This window comes from Flavobacterium sp. N502536, assembly GCF_025947345.1.
In the GTDB taxonomy this organism is placed as follows: Bacteria; Bacteroidota; Bacteroidia; order Flavobacteriales; family Flavobacteriaceae; genus Flavobacterium.
Map to the genome: position 1 here is coordinate 774,578 of NZ_CP110011.1, position 19,979 is coordinate 794,556.

The window sequence follows — 19,979 nt, forward strand, 5'->3', positions numbered from 1 at the left end:
ATTCTAAATTAGAAATTTCACGATCACTTTTTAAATGAAAAAAAAATATTTTTCACGCAACCATTTCAAAAAAAAGGCATCTACTAATTATAAACTATTAAAATTTTATCATGAAAAAATTAATGTTGAGCTTGTTTATAGCTTTTGGATTCAGTGCCTGCTCCCTAAATAATGAAGATATGAATGTAGCTTGTGGAGAAAGTGAAGACTTAGCTTTTACCGGAATTCCACTTTTGTGCAACTATAGTGTTAAATCTTTACCTACCAATCCTGTCGCATTTTTAGCCGGCTCTGAAGAAAGACTGAATGCTTACTTCACCAAAAAAGAAAATACATGTCCAAATGCTACGATTATACCTATCGATTTTACTAAAGATATGCTCGTTGGTATTTTTGCAGGACTTAAACCTACAAACGGTTATCAAATTAAAATAACCACGATTGTGCAAAACAAATGTGAAGTTTTAATCAACTATTACGAAAAATCACCTGAAGTGGGCGAAGTTGTTGCTCCGGGAGCTACCTATCCATCAGATTTTATTCTGATCCCAAAAACAATCAAAACCATCCTGTTTAATAAAGTAGCCGAAAATCGCGATGCTGTCATCGTTGGGAGCTTTAGCGGTCAATGTACGGGTGCAGACTGTCAAAAATTTTATCAGATCAACGATTTTAATATTCAGAAGTTTCTAAACGTTAAAGCCGGTGCTTACGATTTTAATCAATACCGATACACTGCCACGACTAAAAAAGGAGATTATACGGCATTCTTGAAAACGGTACCAGCTGAGATTTTAGCCTTAAAAGGACAAACTAAAACCTATGGTTCTCCGGACGCTGCAGATCAGGGAGGTGTTTATTTTGAACTTCGTCAGGGTATAACTGTTACGAAAGTTTTTATTGACAACAACGATACAGCCGATCAAAGCGCTGAAGTAAAGGCTTTCAAAAAAGTGATTAAGGATAAAATTGCAGCTCAAAAATAATCGGATTTATGAAAAAATATTTCTTATTTAGTATCCTATGCTGTCTCTTTTCGTCGGCATATTCGCTGGAAGCTACGAGTATCAATTCCGGTTCAATTGTGAACACGTGGATTTGGGAAAAATCAATTGGAGGAAGCGATAATCCTTATACGGCAACTCCAAAGACGATCGGGTTTAACAAAAAAGTTGTTTTTACGCCTAACGGAAGAGTGATTACCTATAAAAATGATGTTGAAATAAGAAATAGCACTTATAAAGTCGAAAAAGGAATTGGTTATTTTGATCAGGCCGAACATGACCTAATCACCTTTGAGGGGAAGACATATATCATAGAAAACCTTGACAATCAAAACCTAACAATAGTCAGTAATAACACTGATGCCTCTCGTACTATTTACAAAAGATAGTTTTATAAGCTTATAAAACCTATTTTTGCAAAACCAAAAAAACCACTTTTTTGAAAGACGATTTAGAAAAATACATACGGCTGTGCATCAAAAATGACAGAGAGGGACAACTGAAAATCTATCAGTTGTTCTCTCCTGTTTTATATGGTATTTGCCTAAAGTATATGAAAAACGAAGACGATGCCAAAGATGTATTTCAGGAGGCTTTTGTCATTGTATTTCAAAAAATCGGCCAATATAAATTTGAAGGAAGCTTTGAAGGCTGGCTAAAACGTATTTTCATTAATAAGCTGATTGAAAGCCTGAACAAGAAGAAAAAAGAAAGTTTCTTTTTGGATGTTTTTGATCCGGACACCGATTTTGTTGAAGAGGAGGAATTAGATATTGCTCCGGTTGAACAGGAAAAACTGCTGGAATACATTCGGGATTTACCCGATCAGTACCGTACCGTTTTCAACCTGTATGTTTTTGAAAAACTAAAGCATAAAGAAATAGCCGAACTTTTAAAAATCTCTGAAGGAACATCAAAGTCAAATTTAAACCGTGCCAAGCACATTTTGCAAAAAAAAATACTGAGCATAAAAAATTTTAAAATAGCATGAAAAAGCAAAATATAGAAGATATTTTTTCATCAATGGAAGACTTTACAAGTGTTCCACCCCCTGAATTATGGGGTCAGATTGAAGAAAAATTGGACCAGCCTAAAAAGAAAAAGAGAGCTATTCTTTGGTGGTCAGCTGCTGCATGCTTATTATTAGGCTTGCTGCTTCCTTCTGTTTTACATTTTAATTCTACTTCGGCAGTTAAAACCGTAAAAAATGGTGCTGTCGAAGACAATACTGTTGTTTTAGAGGAGAAAAATAACAATACCAATTCTAACCCTACCATTCAAAACAAAGACAATGGAGCTGCTGAAACTACTACGCAGCAACAATCAAATGGTACCGGTGTTGATCCTGTCTTAAAAAACGGGACTGCGCCATCGGTTCTTCCTATCAAAAATCAAAATCAAAAAACGACAGTTGCTCATGCTGACAAGCCAAACAAAACCAATTCGGAAAATGCTACTCTAAATTCAGCCGTTACCAAAAGAAACGAAGCTCAGACTGCTACCGAAAAAGCAATTGTTTCAGCAAAAGCAAATGTATATTCTTCCAATCCATCCAATGCGTTTAATGGGGTTTCGAAAAATCAATTTTTAAATCCGGAGAGAAAAGCTGCTCCTCAAAGTTTAGCGGAGAAGACTTCTGTTTACGGCAAAACCAATGGGTTCAATTCAAATTCAAAAAGCCAACTTCTAAGTGCTGATAAAAAAGCTGCGAATCAAATTTTAGCGGAAAAAACTTTTAGCGCCGGAAAAACAAATCCGTTCAGTCCAGGTTCTAAAAATCAGGTGTCCGGTTCTGTTTTTGAGGAGCAACAAAACCCTAAAAACAATTTTGGTATCGCTTTAAATAACCCGGGTTCCTTTTCAAATCCTCATGCAAAAGCTTCAAATGAAAATGCAGTATCTGGCAGAGAACTAACAGGTAATCCGAAAAGCAATTCGAAATTCACTACTGTTTTAAGCAAGCAGGATTCCGTTCAGCTGGCCGAACTACAAAATTTAGAAAAAGGCATTATTAGTCCGGAAAACAAAAAAGAAAAAGAAGAGAAACTAACGGTTCCGAAAGGCGAAAAATGGGCTGTTGAAGTTTTTGCCGGAGTCGCCAGTTCAGAAAATTATAAAAATGACAAAACGCTGGGTAATGTAAACGATTCTAAACAAGGTAGCACGTACGGGGTTAAAACGAAATACAAAATCAACAACAAATGGGCCGTGGGTTCCGGTTTTAAGATTAACGAGTTAGGACAAAGCGTTGCCAATGTATCTTACATCAGCAATGGCCCTCCTAATTCGGCTATGACTTCTAATGACTATTTCAATCAAAATGCAACTGTGGTTGCGGCATCACCTCAGATTAGCACCAATGACGGTTATATCTTTGTTTCTAAAACCACGACCAATGCCTTGAAACAAAACAATATTGAAAGTAATACGATTGAAAGCGGAAATTTAGACCAAAGCTTGCGATACATCGAAATGCCTTTGGAGGTTTCCTACTCCATTTTTAACAAAAATAAGACCCGTATCAATCTGAATACAGGCGGTTTTGTGGGCAAACTGATTTCAAACAATATGGCTTTAAACGGAAATTCAATTGGAAAAAATGTTAACGCCAACGATTACATCTACGGTTCTACTTTAAGCAGTACTGTACAATATCGTGTTTATAAAAAAACAAGTGTTTTTGTGGAGCCTGCCATGAATTATTACATCAATCCGTTAAACAGCCAGTCTTTCAATCAGTTTCAATGGGGATTGAATTTTGGATTGAATGTTTCTTTTTAAAGTTCTTTTTGTGGTAATTTTACCCAAAATTACTTAGAAAAAAAACGATAACATGACCATCAAAAACAGTTGGACCGATCTGAAAATATTACCCAAAGATCTTATCATTGCTAAAGAATTGCTTTATGATTGTTGCAGTTTAGATGTTACCCAACCTCATCCGGAAGCAGAAAGCAGCGATTATGATGCGTATCGCTTTCAGTTCGATCAAAAGCAAATCTGCTACAGAACGGCAAAAATTACGCCTACGAAAACGGGACAATTTGTAACGTTATGGAAACGCAATGCAACAGGTATTATTGAACCATTTGATTTCTCAGACCCTATTGATTTTGTGATTGTGAGTGTCAGAAAGGATGATTTATTTGGACAATTTGTTTTTCCGAAAGCTGTTCTATTGGAAAAAGGGATTTTTACAACTCCGACAAAAGAAGGCAAAAGAGCCACCAGAGTTTATCCGCCCTGGGATGAAACCACAAGCAAACAGGCGCAGAAAACACAGCAATGGCAACTGAATTATTTTCACGTCATCACCCCCAACGCAAACCCGACAGCATTCAAAGCATTATTTTAAATACAAAAAAGCAGCCCAAATTACTTTGGACTGCTTTTTCTTTTTTATTCAAAACTACTAGCAAACTGTTTAAAAGAAACTACAAATCAATTTCCTTCTCACATTTTACATTTTACGTTTCACTTCTTACTTCTTAATGATCTTTCCTTTGTAAACCACTTTGTTGTTTTCGGTTAAAGTATAAAAGTAGATTCCCGATTGCAGGTAACTTACCGGAACAGCCGTTGTGCTTAAATCCTGTGTCGCATTGATTTCAACAGGGTTTCCAAGTAAATGACCAGAAAGGTCATAGAATTTTAATTTCAACTTTTTATCAGTAGCTGTTTTCACCACCACGTTAACAACATCGGTCGTTGGATTAGGATAAGCCTGAACAAAATAACCGTTCTTCGTTTCAAAATCGATCACAGATAATGTTGGTTTCAATTCAAAACGAGCAATTACAGGACCGTGGTCTGAAGTTGTGTTGGTATAATTGGCAATATCGTTACGCGGATCATAAACAGCAGTTGAATTTTTAATGTACTGATCGTTTAATTCATTTGAAATCATGATGTGATCTAAAAACCCATTTGAACTTAAATAACTGTAAGCTCCCGCTTTACTAATTTCTAAAGTAAGTGGCGTATAATTGGTCACATCGTCTACAAACACCTTATAAGTTGAAGGGTTTGGACTGATAACTGATTCATCTACATCATCGTTATAGTCTCCTAAAATAATCAAATTCGAATTGGCGTAATAAGTATCTAAACTGTCTTTTAACACTTTTGCATCGTATTTACGCATGTTGTATTTGTTCATATCCGATCCGCTATTGGCACGTGCGTGAAGATCTACTAAATTAAGCAGTTTTTTTACCCCACCAATATTGGTTTCGATTTGTACCATATAAGGCAGACGGCCTGAAGAGAAGAAATCTCCATCGTCACCATCAGGACTTGGATAACTATTTAGTGTTACCGTTTTAGCACGGATCTGATCGTACAAATCTTTAAACATTACTCTGGTGTTTTTTACCGTTGCTGTTTGCGTATTGTAAATCACCACTAATTTCTGAGGTGGGAAATTTGGGTCTAACGGTTTAAAAGAATACGACCATGAAGGTGAAATTACTTTATCGAACGTTTTACCGTTAACGCTTATTTTTTGTACCAAAGCATCTAAAGCCGGTTCATCCGAAACTTCCTGAACAACGTAAACGTCGGCATTTAACTTGTTCATTACTTTTGCTACATTTTCAATTTGTAACGCGTCGTCTGTAGGTCCAAATTCTTTATTCGTCTTGTCTTTTACATCGGTTCCAAAGAACTCCAGGTTATAAGTTACGATATCAAACGTATCTGCTTTTGGTATAGAAGAACCTGTAAATGATCCAATTTGTTTGTTTAAAGCAGTTCCGCTTACGGTTAAAGCACCTGAGATCGTTAGTGCTTTTACAGATGGCACAAACCTTGCGTAAATCTTTTTAGATGCTGCGGCATCGGCTGCATTAACTACAATAGTCGATTGAAATAAAGTATTATCTAAAGACAATTGATAATCTGCAGGAGCTGTAAGCGTAATATCTCCATGCCCTTCTGCTTTAATTGAAAAAGCCTGAGCTCCCGAAACTTCGCTTAAATTTACATCTCCAAAATCTAAAACAGGGTTTGCATCTATATAACCAGTCTCATTGGTAATAGCAAAATCATCAAACGACCATTCAGCCGCATTGTTTGCTCCTCCGGCAGTAGTTTCATAAACCCATGCCAAATAAGTATGGTCTGTTTTGTAACCTTCTAATTTAATGTATTGCGATTGAGCATAAGTTCCTGTTGTAGTAGGGAATTTTCCATCAAGTACCGTCCAGGTCGCATTTTCCGGATTACTCTTTCCATCGTAATCGGTAGAAACCATTAATTTCAAATCGGTACCTGCATAAAATTTACGGGAATAATAAGAAAGCAGGATCGTTTTATCAAATTTGGCTGTATTGTCCAGACGTAATTTTGGAGAAATCAACCAATCTTTACTCGGTCCGTTATCGCTATAACCGTTCATGATTACTGCTCCTGTTCCCGAATTTATATTTCTGGCCACAGTTGTTGTAATCCATTTATTTGCAGTACCGGCAACATTATACTGTGTCCATCCGCTATTGCTTAAAACATTTGCATCGTTAAAACCTTGTGTGTAAGGATCAATTCCTGTTCCACTAAGCGCTACTGTTTTAGTTGCTGCTCCAAGATTCTTATTTTCAATTTGTCCTGAAAAACTTCCAAGAGCATCTGGCGTAAATCTGGCGTAAACAGTTGGTGTTGCTCCTGAAGCAAAGTCAGACGCAGCATAAACAACTGAAGTTCCAAACGCAGTTCCGTCTTTCGAAACGGTAAATTTTCCGGTAGCCGTTACAGTAACATCGGTTGTGATGTTGGTTCCCTGAATCTGATAATTAAAATTATCTGAGTTAAAGCCTGTTTCTGAAAATCCAAAATCTAAAGCAGAAACCGTTGTTACCATAGAAGGAACTGGTGCACTTAAAATTGAAGCATCAACTTTGGCAGGAGTAGCCAATAAATTTCCAAAAATATCTTCGGTAACAGAGTAAACCGTATAATCGGTATCCAGTGTTAACCCTGAAAAAGTTTTAGTGTATACCTGAGTAATATTCGTAACATCTAAAAATCCTGATTGCAAAGCGGCAGCACTATTAGCATCCTGACCCGCTTTTATTTGTGCGGCTGTTGGTGCTGCACTTCCTCCCGGTACTAAAACATAATACGTTTTTCCTACCTCATCTAATTTATCAGAGAAATCAAAACTTTCCGATAAGATATTGCTTGCTTTTGGGTAGCCAACTGCGCTTACTGGTGCAACAATATCTTCTCTAATATCTAAATCATCAATCGCAAATGAAGGACGTGCTCCTCCACCAACATTCTGTTTAGCGATCCATCTAATCTGAACAATTGGTTGATTGTTACAGGTAGCAGGTAAATTAGTTTTAATTGTGGTACTATTAATTGGTTCAGTCTTATTTACATCTAATGGAACCGTCTTGTCACTTAAATAAGCCGTTTCCGGTAAGGTGATAAAAGGCCCTGTGGTTCCTATTCTGTATTGCAGTGCCATTTCATAAATACAAAGATTAGTCGTTCCGTTATAAGGATTACGAATGACCATGGCATCATATTTCACCTGGATATTTTTACTGTTGGTAGCTACAAACGCAAAACCTATTGCTGCATCTAAACTGTTTGTATCCAAGAAGCCAATCTTCCCGTTATAATTGTGAACACCTCCTGAATTAGTGTTTGCAGTACTACTGGCTCGAAGATTTTGGTTAGTCGCGGTTAAGGCTGTATTATAGCTTGTCCCCGGGGCACCAGCATTAGCAGTCCAACCCTGAAAACCTGGTGGATAAGTTGTTGATCCTGCCGCTAATGTACTAAAATTTTGTACAAATTCAGGCGTTATAGATTGAGGGGTAGGCATGGTTTGGGCAAAAAGATTCCCAGACCAACAAAAAAAACTTAAAAAAGCCATGAGATGGCGTACAGAGTAGTTGTTTTTCATACAGTTTAAAAAAATAGAGTTTTTAGAAATCAAATTTATATTGTTTAAAGTTAACAGAATATTGTGAAAACATAAACTTATCGTATCGCGCTTTTGTGAAAATTTTCAAGCAAAAATCAAATTTTACGTCAGTTCTTTCAATTATTCTTAGATCTGACGGGGCTTCACGAGATATTTATTTTTTGTACGAATTAACATGCTCTTGCTTTTTATTCAAGCATTTCTTACTTAAAATTTTGCCTCAAAAAAAAGGAAATTCCGAGCTTTGAATAATTGCAGCAGAAGTTTATGTCCTTTATGAAACAACGTTATCTTTGCAGTCAAAAAATACAGCATGCACCAACACTTCCTTCTTTTTAAACCTTACGGTTATCTGAGTCAATTTATATACGAATTAAAAAGAAAGAAAAAGCTTTTAGGAGAGTTGTATGATTTCCCTGAAGGTACCATGGCAATCGGCCGACTTGATGAAGACTCCGAAGGACTTCTTTTACTCACGACGGACGGAAAGGTAAGCGAACTGGTGCGAAGCAAAAAAGTGGATAAAGAATATTACGTTCAGGTCGATGGCCTTATTACTCCTGAAGCAATTGAGGCATTACAAAAAGGCGTTGAAATAGGTTTTGATGGCGGCAAATATAAAACCAAACCCTGCTCGGCTTTTATCGTTACTGAGATTCCTGATTTTGGTCCGAGAGCCAAAAAAATCAGAGACGAGCGACATGGTCCAACCTCCTGGGCTTCGATCACCATAAATGAGGGCAAATTTCGTCAGGTTCGAAAAATGACGGCAGCCGTTGGATTTCCAACTTTAAGATTGGTTCGTGTTCGCATAGGAAATGTATATTTGCAAAACTTAAAGGCCGGAGATGTGCTGGAAGTAACCGAATTTCAATTAGATAATGAGTGAATTTGGAAATTAGATAATTACGGGGACGCTTAATTCAATAATCAAATTCCAAAACCCAAATTCCAAATTCCAAAACTCACAACTCACAACCCATAACTCATAACTCAAAAAAAATGCTAAACATAGTTCTTGTAGAACCTGAAATCCCAAATAACACCGGAAACATTGGACGTTTGTGCGTTGGTACAGAAAGCAGGTTACATTTGATTCACCCATTCGGATTTGTGATCAACGATAAAAACCTGAAGCGTTCGGGACTGGATTACTGGGTGCATCTTGAGGTTACGGAATACCAAAATATTGAAGAGTGGATTCAGCAGATTCCGGATCAGTCGCGTGTTTTCCTGATGAGTTCTCATGCCGAAAAATCATATCTGGAAACAGAGTTTCAGGATGGAGACTGGTTGGTATTTGGTAAAGAGAGTGTTGGTTTGAGCAAAGAGGTCTTAGCACGTTTTGAGAATCACCTGACGATTCCGATGTCAAAATTAATCCGAAGTTTCAACATTGCCAATTCTGTGGCTTTTGTGGTTGGAGAAGCAAAAAGACAAATTGCATTAAAGAATATTTAATTACTTACTTCTGTGGGGGTTTTACCCTTTCTTTAAGATTGGTAAATCACTCCCTGAGATTTTCTAAGCAATCACAAACTTTCCTTTTTCGGCATCAAAAACAATATGTTCATCCTTGAATAAGGTTTCAAAACTTCCTTTGGAAATTAAATTACAGGGCGCGTCCTGTACCACTAATTCCGAAGTCATAATAATCATTTCATCGCTTAACTGAATCGCCAAATCGATATCATGGGTCGAAAATAAAATACATTTTTGCGTTTCCTCTGTCAGTTTCTTAAGCAGTTTGAATAACGAAACTTTGTGCAGCAAATCAAGATGTGTTGTGGGTTCGTCCAGAATAATCAGCGGAGTATCCTGCGCGAGTGCCCTTGCGATTAAAACCTTCTGCAATTGTCCGTCACTAATTTCGAAATGCTTTTTCTGAGCCAGATGCTCGATTTGAGTTAACTGCAAAGCTTCGTGCACTTTCTCGATATCCGTCTCACTTAAAGTACCAATCCAGTTGGTGTAAGGCTGACGTCCCAAAGCCACTAATTCGAAAACCGATAAATTACTCGGTGGTAGTTTTTCGGTTAAAACCAAACTTAAATTTTGGGCTAACGCTAAAGGTCTGTAGCTGCTTATATTTTTATCATTCAAAAAAACTTGTCCACTTAGCGGATGCTGAATTCCGGTAATCGTTCGAAGCAAAGTCGATTTCCCAATTCCGTTTGCTCCAATTAGCGAAATAAGTTTCCCCGAAGTTAAACTCAAATTTAAATTTTCAGCAATGGTCACAACTCCTTTCTTCGACTTGTAGCCGATACTAAGGTTTGTGGTCTTTAAAATAGTAGTCATTGTTTAAAGGTACTAAGGTTCTAAGCTGCTAAGGTTCTAAGTTTTTTTTTAAGTAATCTGCGAAAATCCGTTGAATCTGTGGCTAATTTATTTATTGAAAATTACTTTTTCGCATGAGTAACCAAACGACAATTGGTGCACCAATTATAGAAGTGATGGCATTAATTGGCAGGGTGGTTTCTAATCCCGGTAGTTGTGATGCCATATCGCAAAACAACATGATTATTCCTCCGTAAAAAAAAGTACTCCAGTATAAAACTGCGTGATTACTAGTTTGAAATGTCAGCTTTGCAATGTGGGGTACCGCCAGACCTATAAAGGCAATTGGCCCCGCAAAAGCAGTAACACTTCCGGCCAGAATACTGGTCGCAAAAATAATCACCAGTCGGGCTCTCTTGTAATTTAGTCCCATACTTTTGGCGTAATTTTCACCTAAAAGCAATGCATTTAACGGTTTGATACTTCCGGCACTCAAAAACAGTCCAAAAACAACACAAACCGCCAAAATCGAAATCGAAGTCCAGGAAAGATTCCCGAGACTTCCCAACGACCAAAAGGTAAATTTCTGCAGTTGTTCCGCCGAACTAAAATACGTCAAAACCCCAACGATAGCACTGGTAAAACTCCCAAACATTAATCCGACAATTAAAATTGCCATCGTATTCCGCAAACGCTGTGCAACCAGCAGTACCAGCATCAAAACCAAAACACTTCCCGTTGTAGAGGCCAGTACGATTCCGAATGGCGATAACAAAACCGAATTTAAAAATGAAGGCAGAAAACCCGCACCCAAAATTACAACTGCGACTGCCAGAATTGCTCCCGAACTTAGTCCAAGAACATCAGGTCCTGCCAACGGATTTCGAAACAGCGTCTGCATCAGCAAACCGCTTACAGACAATCCCACTCCAACCAAAACTGCTGTAATTGCTTTGGGCAGGCGATAATTAACAATAATGTATTCCCAGGTCGATTTACTGGCGTGGTTTCCGGTCATACTATTATACACTTCCTTAAAAGGTATGGTGACTGACCCCAGACTAATGTCTAAGAAAAACATAAACAACAGCGCCAGACCGAGTACTGAAAACAGTATTATATTTCGTTTTTTATGAATCAATGAACTTAGTTTAATTTAGAGGCAAAAGTAAATTCATAACTAGGCAACAGCTCCGGGTGAAAAATCTTGATATAATCTTTTAACACTAAGTCGGGACGGCTTGGAGCCAGCTCATAATAAACTGTTCCTCCGGTTGCTCCGGATTTACCTTCAAACGTATAAACATTTTTAGATTTAAAAGCATCAAACTCCTTATAATGCGTATTGATTTTCCCGAACTCGTCCAGGGTCTTAAAGGAGCCCGCGGCAATCCAGAAATTAGCTGTTTTTGCTTTCACCAGTACTTTCTCAAAAGACAAGCCTTCGCTTCCCGTACCTTTCAAATCTGCCCATAAATAGTTGGCCTGAGCATCTTTCATAAACTGCGCTACCCAGCTGTTTCCTTTGGCTACATACCAAACATCTTCGTACATAGAACCGTATAGAACAGTTGAAGTCGCCGGTTTACCTGCCACTAATTTTTTAGCCTGCTCATAGCTCAGAACAATCTTGTCAAACAGTTCCTTTGCCTGTTCTTCTTTACCAAATAAGGCTCCGTAAAGTTTAATCCATTCTGCTTTTCCAAGTGGAGATTGCTCCATCCAGTCGGCCTGGATTAAAACATTTAAACCGCTTTTTTTCAAATTGTCAAGCATCGGATTGTTATTGTCTACTCCAAAAGTCACTATTAAATCCGGAGACAACTCTATTAATTGTTCGATATTCAACTTCTCGTTCTGACCTACATTTTTAACAGTACCTTTGTCTATTAAAGCTCTGGTTTTTTCAGATGAAATATAATCGGTATGTGGAAAACCAACAAGTTTATTTTCAACTTCGAGCATCTCCAGGAACGGAATATTGGTCGTTGAAGTCACTACGATTGATTGTAAAGGAACTTTGATTGTGGTGTACTTTTGTAAACTGTCCGGTACTTTTGCTTCTTTTTCTTTCAAAACATAAGTAAACTTAGTTTGCGCATCCGGCCATGGCTCTGAAACCGTTACTACTGAATATCCTTCATGTTTTACAATTGAAAGTCCGGACGCAAACTCGATACTATTTTTTGCAATTTCAGTTTTTACGCTTTCCGGAGCTTCATTTTTTTTGCATCCGACAAGAAGAAAAAATGGTAAAATAAAAATCAATTTGGGTAGTAAATGTCTCATATTTAGGTTCTATTATTTTTTTAAGGAATCCGGTTTCATTCTGCTACTTTTATGGCATGTAATTTGACTCGTATTCGTTTTAAATTTTACAATTTCATTACTGACAAAGGTAACGCAATTTCTAAATTTTTTGTTTACCTTTATTCTTACAAAACCAAATAAACCTCATTTTCCCTCCATGAATCCCATAAAAACAAAAGTCTGCTCGAGCTGTGAATCCTCTTTCAGCTGCGGAGATACTTCAAATGAAAACAAGTGTTGGTGTAATGATTTCCCTCCTATTTTTAATCTTTCTTCCGGTGGAGACTGCCTTTGCCCTGTTTGCTTTAAGGAGGCCTGTGAAGATAAAATTGATGCCTACGTAGAAACTCTTACCCCTCAAAAAGCACTTAAAAATAAAGCAATATCTTTACCCAAACAAGAAAAACTAATTGAAGGCATTGATTATTATATCGAAAATGGAAATTATGTTTTTAAATCCTGGTTTCACTTAAAAAGAGGAAGCTGCTGCGGAAACGATTGCCGACATTGCCCGTATTAAATTATTAATTGTTAATTGTTGATTATGAAAGAGAATATTATCAAAGACAAAAGTTTTGCTTTTGCGATTCAGGTAGTCAAATTGTATCAATACCTGTCTATTGAGAAGAAAGAATTTATACTTTCCAAACAACTCTTACGATCGGGAACAAGTATTGGTGCAATGATAAGGGAAGCAGAACATGCCGAAAGCAAGAATGATTTTATTCATAAATTTGCAATTGCCCAAAAAGAAGCCAATGAGACTGTTTATTGGCTAGAATTACTAAAAGCAACCAATTACTTAAATGAAAAAGAGTTTGCGACTATTAATAATGACGCCATTTCAATATTAAAATTAATAACAAGTATTATCAAAACGACCAAAAGTCAAATCCCCCCTAAACAGCCTCTTCTTTAAACTAACAATCAACATTTTACAATCAACAATTAACAATCAACAATTAAAATGATTTACCTAATAACCGGAGGCGAGCGATCAGGAAAAAGCAGTTACGCCCAAAACCTGGCCTTACAACTTTCAGACACACCTATATATGTAGCCACCGCCAGAAAATGGGACGACGATTTTCAAAACAGAATCGACAGACACCAACAGGAACGTGACGAACGCTGGACCAATATTGAAAAAGAAAAACACTTAAGCGAAATTGACTTTTCTGAAAAAGTGGCTTTAATTGATTGTGTCACCCTTTGGCTGACGAACTTTTTTATAGACCACAAAAATGATGTCTCCTTAAGTTTAGAAGAAGCAAAAAAGGAATTTCTGGCAATAGCCCAGCAGGAAAACGCTACCTTGATTATTGTAACCAACGAAATCGGAATGGGCGTACATGCCGAAACTCATATTGGCAGAAAATTTACCGAATTGCAAGGCTGGATGAATCAGTTTCTGGCCTCAAAAGCAGATGAAGTAGTTTTAATGGTTTCCGGAATTCCCGTTAAGATAAAAGGATAGCGATGAAAATAAATTCCAATTTTTTAAATTCCAAATTCCAACGCTATACTTTATCTTTACTTAAACTTTAAAATTCTTTTTTGAATTGATTTGAAAATTGGAATTTGGAATTTAAAAACTTGGAACTTACATATGAGCCATTTAGACGATATATTAAAATCACGTCGTGATACCCGCCACTTTACAAATGATGAAGTCCCTGACGAAGTGATTCAAAAAGCTTTGCAGGCGGGGCACTGGGCCCCATCTGTTGGATTAACCGATGCTACCCGCTATTATCTTATCAAATCGGTTGAAGTCAAAAGTGCCATCAAAGATCTTTTTTTAGAGTACAACAAAAAAGCCGAAGAACTTACCGACAATCCCGAACAAAAGGAGCACTATAAATCCTTAAAACTCGAAGCGATTGAAGAAGCCCCTATTGGACTCATTATCGCTTACGACCGATCGGTGTTAAACCAATTTACAATTGGAACAGTAGGCAGCAATGAAGCTGTAAAATTCAGTTCGGTTTGTGCGGCCCAAAACATCTGGCTTTCCCTTACAGAACAAGGGTACGGAATGGGCTGGGTGTCTATTTTGAACTATTATCAGTTTAAAAAAATTCTTGATTTACCAGAAAACATCGAGCCACTGGGCTACTTCTGTATCGGAAAACCAGCTACCAATTACGACAATCAACCCATGTTGCAGCAATTGCACTGGAAACATAAATCAGAAGCTCCGGACTGTACTGAAATTAAAAGTATCGTTCAGAATCAGGTTTCCCATTTTCCTTTAGAATCTAAAACAACAAACAGCAATAAGAGCAATTTCAGTACCCTGCTACAGGAGAAAATAGATTCTAAAACCAAACCTATTGGTGCTTTAGGAACGCTCGAGACTCTGGCTTTTCAGATGGCCACTGTTTTTGAAACTTTAAATCCCAAAATCATAAATCCCGCTATTGTTGTTTTTGCTGCAGATCACGGTATTGCCAATCATGGGGTAAGCGCCTATCCGCAAGATGTTACAAGACAGATGGTCAGTAACTTTCTCGAAGGAGGTGCTGCCATTAATGTTTTCTGCAAGCAAAATGACATTCAGCTATCGATCGTAGATGCCGGTGTGAATTATGATTTCCCCACAAATGCCAATCTGATTAATGCCAAAATAGCCAAAGGAACCCAATCCTTTTTACACCTTCCGGCAATGAGTGAAACAGAACTACAATTGTGTTTCGAAAAAGGAAAATCGATTGTTGAAGCTATCGCAAAAAAAGGTTCAAACTGTATTGGTTTTGGAGAAATGGGAATCGGAAATACCTCTACTGCCTCTGTATTGATGAGTCTTCTCACCGGATTTTCTATCGAAGAATGTGTGGGAAAAGGAACAGGTGTTGAAAACGAAAAACTACTTCAAAAACAAAACCTGCTTCAAAAAGCCATTGAAAATTACACAGGCCCGGCAGAGTTAAACCAGCAACTGGCCTATTTTGGCGGTTTTGAAATCATGCAGATTGCCAGCGGAATGTTAACTGCTTTTGAGCATAATATGCTTCTTTTGGTTGATGGTTTTATTTGTAGCGTTGCCTTTTTAGTTGCTTCCAAAATAAATCCTGCCATTCATAAAAACGCTGTTTTCTGCCATTGCTCCGCCGAAAAAGCGCATCAGAAATTATTGAATTATTTAGAAGCGAAGCCCATTTTAAATCTGGATTTACGCTTAGGCGAAGGTACTGGCTGTGCGATTGCTTTTCCAATTATTAAATCGGCCGAAGTTTTTTTGAATGAAATGGCCAGTTTTGAAAGCGCGGGAGTCAGTAGGAAGTAATTAAAGTGATTATTTTACGTTATGTAAGAAAAAACACTACAATTATGCCGTTCATAAAAATATACATTCACTTTGTTTGGAGTACAAAAAACAGATTCCCATTCTTAAGTTCAACAGAATTAAGACAAAAAGTGTGGAAGCATATTAAAGAGAATGCAAGAGAAAAAGGAATATATGTGGACTTTGTAAACGGATATTCGGATCATTGTCATTGCCTTATTTCATTAGGATCTGATCAAAATATTCAAAAAATAATGCAATTGGTCAAAGGAGAATCATCCTACTGGATCAATAAAAATAATTTAACTAAAGAAAAATTTGAATGGCAGGATGAATACTTTGCTGTTTCTGTTTCAGAATCTTCAATAGACAAAGTAAGAAATTATATTAAAAATCAAGAAATTCATCATCAGAAAAAAACTTTTCAGGAAGAATATGATGAATTTATCAGCAAATTTGATTTTCATAAACAATAGATACATAAATAGAATTTGGCTAAAGCCATTCTAACCCTAAATACAACGGCCTCCAGATAAATCTGGAGGCAATGTAAAAATTACATATTTATAAATTATTTTTTATACACCCTCCAGATTTGAATACAATACAATACAATAGATATAGAATAGACAACATCTTTAGATGTTGGAACATATATTAACAACCAAAAAGGCTTTAGCCAAACAAACAATCCTCTTAAAATGAAAAAAGAACTCCATATCTTCTTTACCTGTTTAATGTTTTACACCAGAATCCCCTGTCCTAAAAACATCAATCATGATCCGGACTATTTAAACAAGGCAACGCGCTATTTTCCTTTTATAGGTTGGATTGTGGGAAGCATTTCTTTCTTGGCTTTCTACCTTTCTTCGCTTTTTCTATCTACGGAGACGGCTGTTCTTTTGGCAATAGTTACCTCGATACTGACAACCGGAGCTTTCCACGAAGATGGTTTTGCAGATGTTTGTGATGGTTTTGGCGGCGGGTGGACCAAAGAAAAAATCCTGCTTATTATGAAAGACAGCGCAATAGGTGCCTACGGAGCAATTGGTTTGGTGCTGCTTTTTTTACTGAAATTCAAACTACTTGCTGAATCCGTTACTCTTTTCACTACTAACATTTTTCTAATTTTCCTTTTGTTCATTTCTGCTCATTCTTTAAGCCGTCTGGCGGCAATATCTATCATTTTTACTCATGAATATTCTCGTGATGATGCTACCAGTAAAAGCAAACCAATAGCCAAAAAACACAGTTGGAAAGAAATTACAGGTTCCTTTTTCTTCGGATTAATTCCTTTATTGGTGTTTTCTTATTTTCAGTATAAATTCCTTTTAGCTCTAATTCCGGTATTTATTATGCGTTACTTCTTAGCCCGCTATTTTCAAAAATGGATTGATGGTTATACAGGTGACTGTCTGGGAGCCACGCAACAGGTTTGTGAAGTAATCTACTATTTAAGTATTCTTTTGATATGGAAGTTTATCTAGTTCGCCATACCGAAACCACTTGCGAAAAAGGAATCTGCTACGGCCAGTCTGATGTAGATTTGGCAGTTCCGTTTGAAACTATTTTTGAAGAAATTGTTTCGCAATTGCCCTCAGAAGCCCTACTCTTTTCTAGCCCATTAAAACGCTGTGTTAAGTTGGCCGAATACATTCAGCATAAGACAAACCCCATTTCCATAGTTAAGGACGACCGTTTGATGGAAATGAATTTTGGTGACTGGGAACTGAAAAACTGGGAGACTATTCCATCGGAGCAGCTTAATCCGTGGATGGAAGATTTTGTCACAACACAGGTACCCAACGGCGAGTCGTTTACAGCACTTCATGAAAGGGTGGACGCCTTTTTAAACGAGCACATTTTAAACGCTCAAAACACTCCTGTAGTAATTGTCTCTCATGCGGGTGTAATCAGAAGTATTTTATGCCATCAGTCTGCATTGCCTCTGAAAGATGCCTTTAACAACAAAGTAGCCTTCGGACAGGTTATTAAAATAGAGTATTAAGTTACAATTTGTTTCGAATTCCTTCTAAAAACTAAAACAAATTTGAAAATTCAATAATTTTAACTTTATCTTTGCACAAAATTAAGGTTGTGTTCATTCATACACATTAAAAGGGAATCAAGTAATAAATCTTGAGCTGTACCCGCAACTGTAAGCTTTGTTCTGAAAAGAATGCTTGTTGTTAACTACAAAACCACTGCTCGCTCTGGCGAATGGGAAGGTAAACAACAAGACGCAAGCCAGGAGACCTGCCTTTGTAACCAATATCGAGCTCTCGGGAAAAAGAGTGTAGAAATTATGGCTTTAAAAAAACTTTTTGTCTTTTACTTCTTGTGCTTGTGTCAGATTATCTCGGCGCAAAGTGATTCTATTACCAAACTTAAAAATGTTGTCGTTTCCGACGCCAATCTTAAAAAATACTCCAGTTCGCAATCGGTTTTAAAACTAAACGATTCTGTTATTGGCAAGAATGAGGCTTTACTGACTGATTTATTAAACTTTAATTCGACTATTTACTTTAAAGAATACGGTCGTGGAATGCTTTCTACCGTATCCTTTAGAGGTACCACATCATCACAAACAGCAGTCATCTGGAACGGAATCAACATTAACTCTCAAATGAATGGAAGTACCGATTTTAATACCATTCCCGGTTCCGATTATAATTCTATCAGCGTAAAAGCAGGAGGAGGAAGTGTTATTTACGGCAGTGGAGCGGTTGGAGGAACGGTGCATTTAAATAACGATCTGACCTTTTATAATCGATTTGAGAATACTTTAAAACTGGATTACGGAAGTTTTAATACGATTGGAATTAATTACAAAACCAATATTTCAAACGAAAAATGGAGCGCTCAGATTGGTTTCTCTAAAAACAGTTCGACAAACGATTACAAGTATCTGAATCAATACAACTGGAAAGGCGAACAGCGCTGGAATCAAAACGGTCAATACGATGTTATATCGCTAAATGCAAATGCAGGTTATAAAATTGATGCCAAAAACAGTTTAAAATTATATACCCAAACTTCAAATACAGACCGAAATACTTCACTGGTTTCTGAATCTGAAACGAAAAGCAAATATGTCAATGGTTTTAATCGAAACTTATTAGAGTACGATGGTGATTTTGGCAGGTTCAAAACCAATTTAAAAACGGCCTATATTTTCGAAAACTATAAATATTATGCCGACAATTCCAGCAATATTTATACCTACGGAAAAACAGAAAGCTTAACTACAAAAGCGGATCTGGGCTATCAATTGCTAAAATCCATACAACTAAATGGTATTCTGGATTACAACCGAACCAAAGGATACGGAAGTGGTTTTGGAGATAATGTGAGAGAAATAAGTTCGGCAGCTTTACTTATAAAACAAGAGGCATCCCCTAATTGGAAAAACGAATTTGGTGTTCGCAAAGAGTTTACCGACAATTATAAATCTCCTGTACTATTCTCAGCGGGTTCTTCTTATCAGTTTGGGAAATTATATAATTTGAAATTGAATGTATCCCGAAATTTCAGAATTCCAACTTTTAATGATTTGTATTGGGAAGAAGGCGGAAATCGTGATTTAAAACCGGAGAGTTCTTATCAGGCAGAAATTGGAAATATTTTTACCGTTCAGAACTTTTCTTTGACTCAGACTTTTTACTACATCAAAATAAAAGATCTATTGCAATGGGTCCCCGGAAATAATGGCATCTGGAGGCCACAAAACACAGACAAAGTGAACAGTTATGGGGCCGAAACCTTATTGAGCTGGAAAAAGAGTTTTGGCAAAAACAACCTGACTGCTAATGCGACTTATGCGTATACAGTTTCAGAAAATGTCGAAACCAAAAAGCAATTGTTTTTTGTTCCTTTTCATAAAGTTACTGCAGCCATTGCCTACTCCAGAAACAACATTTCAGCCCATTATCAATTTCTCTATAATGGCTTTGTATACACGCAGGCAGACAATGATCCTGAAAAAATCGTGTCGGCTTATACGGTTTCAAACGTTGGCCTGGATTACGATTTTAAACTTTTATCTTCTTTCAGGGTAGGTATTCAGGTGCTGAATGTGTGGAATACATTTTACCAAAGTCTGGAACACCGACCAATGCCGGGAAGAAATTACAACCTGTACTTAAACCTTAAATTTTAATAT

Annotated in this window: 19 protein-coding genes and 1 riboswitch; of the genes, 15 read left to right on the plus strand and 4 right to left on the minus strand. The window is 37.1% G+C overall.

What is annotated here, in order from left to right; all coding sequences use genetic code 11:
* Positions 1–110 precede the first annotated feature (110 nt).
* Genes OLM61_RS03490 through OLM61_RS03510 form a run of 5 tightly spaced genes read left to right on the plus strand, consistent with a single transcriptional unit; the run spans position 111 to position 4,359 of the window.
* On the plus strand, positions 111–986 hold the full coding sequence (locus tag OLM61_RS03490; protein WP_264525116.1) for a protease complex subunit PrcB family protein: 876 nt from the start codon (positions 111–113) through the stop codon (positions 984–986).
* An 8-nt stretch (positions 987–994) separates the two neighbouring features.
* Positions 995–1,393 carry a hypothetical protein gene (locus OLM61_RS03495; protein WP_264525117.1) on the plus strand — a complete coding sequence of 133 codons (399 nt, stop codon included), beginning with the start codon at positions 995–997 and terminating at the stop codon, positions 1,391–1,393.
* Positions 1,394–1,443: 50 nt separating this feature from the next.
* Positions 1,444–1,995 carry an RNA polymerase sigma factor gene (locus OLM61_RS03500; protein WP_264525118.1) on the plus strand — a complete coding sequence of 184 codons (552 nt, stop codon included), beginning with the start codon at positions 1,444–1,446 and terminating at the stop codon, positions 1,993–1,995.
* Complete coding sequence (locus OLM61_RS03505) at positions 1,992–3,785, plus strand: hypothetical protein (protein ID WP_264525119.1); 1,794 nt, start codon at positions 1,992–1,994, stop codon at positions 3,783–3,785. The genes OLM61_RS03500 and OLM61_RS03505 overlap by 4 nt, the downstream gene beginning before the upstream one ends.
* A gap of 52 nt (positions 3,786–3,837) precedes the next feature.
* The gene (locus OLM61_RS03510) at positions 3,838–4,359 is read left to right on the plus strand and encodes a MepB family protein (protein ID WP_264525120.1); all 522 of its coding nucleotides are present in this window, start codon (positions 3,838–3,840) and stop codon (positions 4,357–4,359) included.
* A gap of 126 nt (positions 4,360–4,485) precedes the next feature.
* Here OLM61_RS03510 and OLM61_RS03515 read toward each other — a convergent pair whose 3' ends face one another.
* Complete coding sequence (locus OLM61_RS03515) at positions 4,486–7,917, minus strand: T9SS-dependent choice-of-anchor J family protein (protein WP_264525121.1); 3,432 nt, start codon at positions 7,915–7,917, stop codon at positions 4,486–4,488.
* Positions 7,918–8,251: 334 nt separating this feature from the next.
* Between OLM61_RS03515 and OLM61_RS03520 the strand changes: the two genes are divergently transcribed.
* Positions 8,252–8,827: a pseudouridine synthase gene (locus OLM61_RS03520; protein WP_264525122.1), complete on the plus strand. Its 576-nt coding sequence runs from the start codon at positions 8,252–8,254 to the stop codon at positions 8,825–8,827.
* A 113-nt stretch (positions 8,828–8,940) separates the two neighbouring features.
* Entirely contained in the window at positions 8,941–9,399 is a 459-nt protein-coding gene (locus tag OLM61_RS03525) for a tRNA (cytidine(34)-2'-O)-methyltransferase (RefSeq protein ID WP_264525123.1), read from the plus strand.
* A gap of 63 nt (positions 9,400–9,462) precedes the next feature.
* Here the strand turns inward: OLM61_RS03525 and OLM61_RS03530 are convergent, their stop codons facing one another.
* The 3 genes from OLM61_RS03530 to OLM61_RS03540 all read right to left on the minus strand — a co-directional run bounded on the left by OLM61_RS03530 (position 9,463) and on the right by OLM61_RS03540 (position 12,507).
* A complete protein-coding gene (locus OLM61_RS03530; RefSeq protein WP_264525124.1) occupies positions 9,463–10,239 on the minus strand; it encodes an ABC transporter ATP-binding protein in 777 nt (258 codons plus the stop codon).
* Positions 10,240–10,330: 91 nt separating this feature from the next.
* Complete coding sequence (locus OLM61_RS03535) at positions 10,331–11,359, minus strand: iron chelate uptake ABC transporter family permease subunit (RefSeq protein ID WP_413614370.1); 1,029 nt, start codon at positions 11,357–11,359, stop codon at positions 10,331–10,333.
* 5 nt (positions 11,360–11,364) lie between these two features.
* On the minus strand, positions 11,365–12,507 hold the full coding sequence (locus OLM61_RS03540; RefSeq protein ID WP_264525125.1) for an ABC transporter substrate-binding protein: 1,143 nt from the start codon (positions 12,505–12,507) through the stop codon (positions 11,365–11,367).
* A 178-nt stretch (positions 12,508–12,685) separates the two neighbouring features.
* On the opposite strand from OLM61_RS03540, the gene OLM61_RS03545 reads away from it, so the two are divergent.
* The 8 genes from OLM61_RS03545 (at position 12,686) to OLM61_RS03580 (ending at position 19,976) form a co-directional block, all read left to right on the plus strand.
* Entirely contained in the window at positions 12,686–13,048 is a 363-nt protein-coding gene (locus OLM61_RS03545) for a DUF5522 domain-containing protein (protein WP_264525126.1), read from the plus strand.
* Between the two features lie 24 nt (positions 13,049–13,072).
* Positions 13,073–13,447, plus strand: a complete 375-nt coding sequence (locus OLM61_RS03550; protein WP_264525127.1) for a four helix bundle protein — start codon at positions 13,073–13,075, stop codon at positions 13,445–13,447.
* A 48-nt stretch (positions 13,448–13,495) separates the two neighbouring features.
* On the plus strand, positions 13,496–14,005 hold the full coding sequence (gene cobU / locus OLM61_RS03555) for a bifunctional adenosylcobinamide kinase/adenosylcobinamide-phosphate guanylyltransferase (RefSeq protein ID WP_264525128.1): 510 nt from the start codon (positions 13,496–13,498) through the stop codon (positions 14,003–14,005).
* A 132-nt stretch (positions 14,006–14,137) separates the two neighbouring features.
* Positions 14,138–15,817 carry a nicotinate-nucleotide--dimethylbenzimidazole phosphoribosyltransferase gene (gene cobT, locus OLM61_RS03560; RefSeq protein WP_264525129.1) on the plus strand — a complete coding sequence of 560 codons (1,680 nt, stop codon included), beginning with the start codon at positions 14,138–14,140 and terminating at the stop codon, positions 15,815–15,817.
* Between the two features lie 44 nt (positions 15,818–15,861).
* Positions 15,862–16,293, plus strand: a complete 432-nt coding sequence (gene tnpA, locus OLM61_RS03565) for an IS200/IS605 family transposase (protein ID WP_264525130.1) — start codon at positions 15,862–15,864, stop codon at positions 16,291–16,293.
* Between the two features lie 225 nt (positions 16,294–16,518).
* Positions 16,519–17,304, plus strand: coding sequence for an adenosylcobinamide-GDP ribazoletransferase (locus OLM61_RS03570; RefSeq protein ID WP_264525131.1), 786 nt, complete (start codon positions 16,519–16,521; stop codon positions 17,302–17,304).
* Complete coding sequence (cobC, locus tag OLM61_RS03575) at positions 17,289–17,825, plus strand: alpha-ribazole phosphatase (RefSeq protein ID WP_264525132.1); 537 nt, start codon at positions 17,289–17,291, stop codon at positions 17,823–17,825. Before OLM61_RS03570 ends, cobC begins: the two co-directional genes overlap by 16 nt.
* A 67-nt stretch (positions 17,826–17,892) precedes the next feature.
* Positions 17,893–18,096: riboswitch (cobalamin riboswitch) on the plus strand.
* 26 nt (positions 18,097–18,122) lie between these two features.
* Positions 18,123–19,976, plus strand: coding sequence for a TonB-dependent receptor plug domain-containing protein (locus OLM61_RS03580; protein WP_264525133.1), 1,854 nt, complete (start codon positions 18,123–18,125; stop codon positions 19,974–19,976).
* The last annotated feature ends 3 nt before the right edge of the window (positions 19,977–19,979 follow it).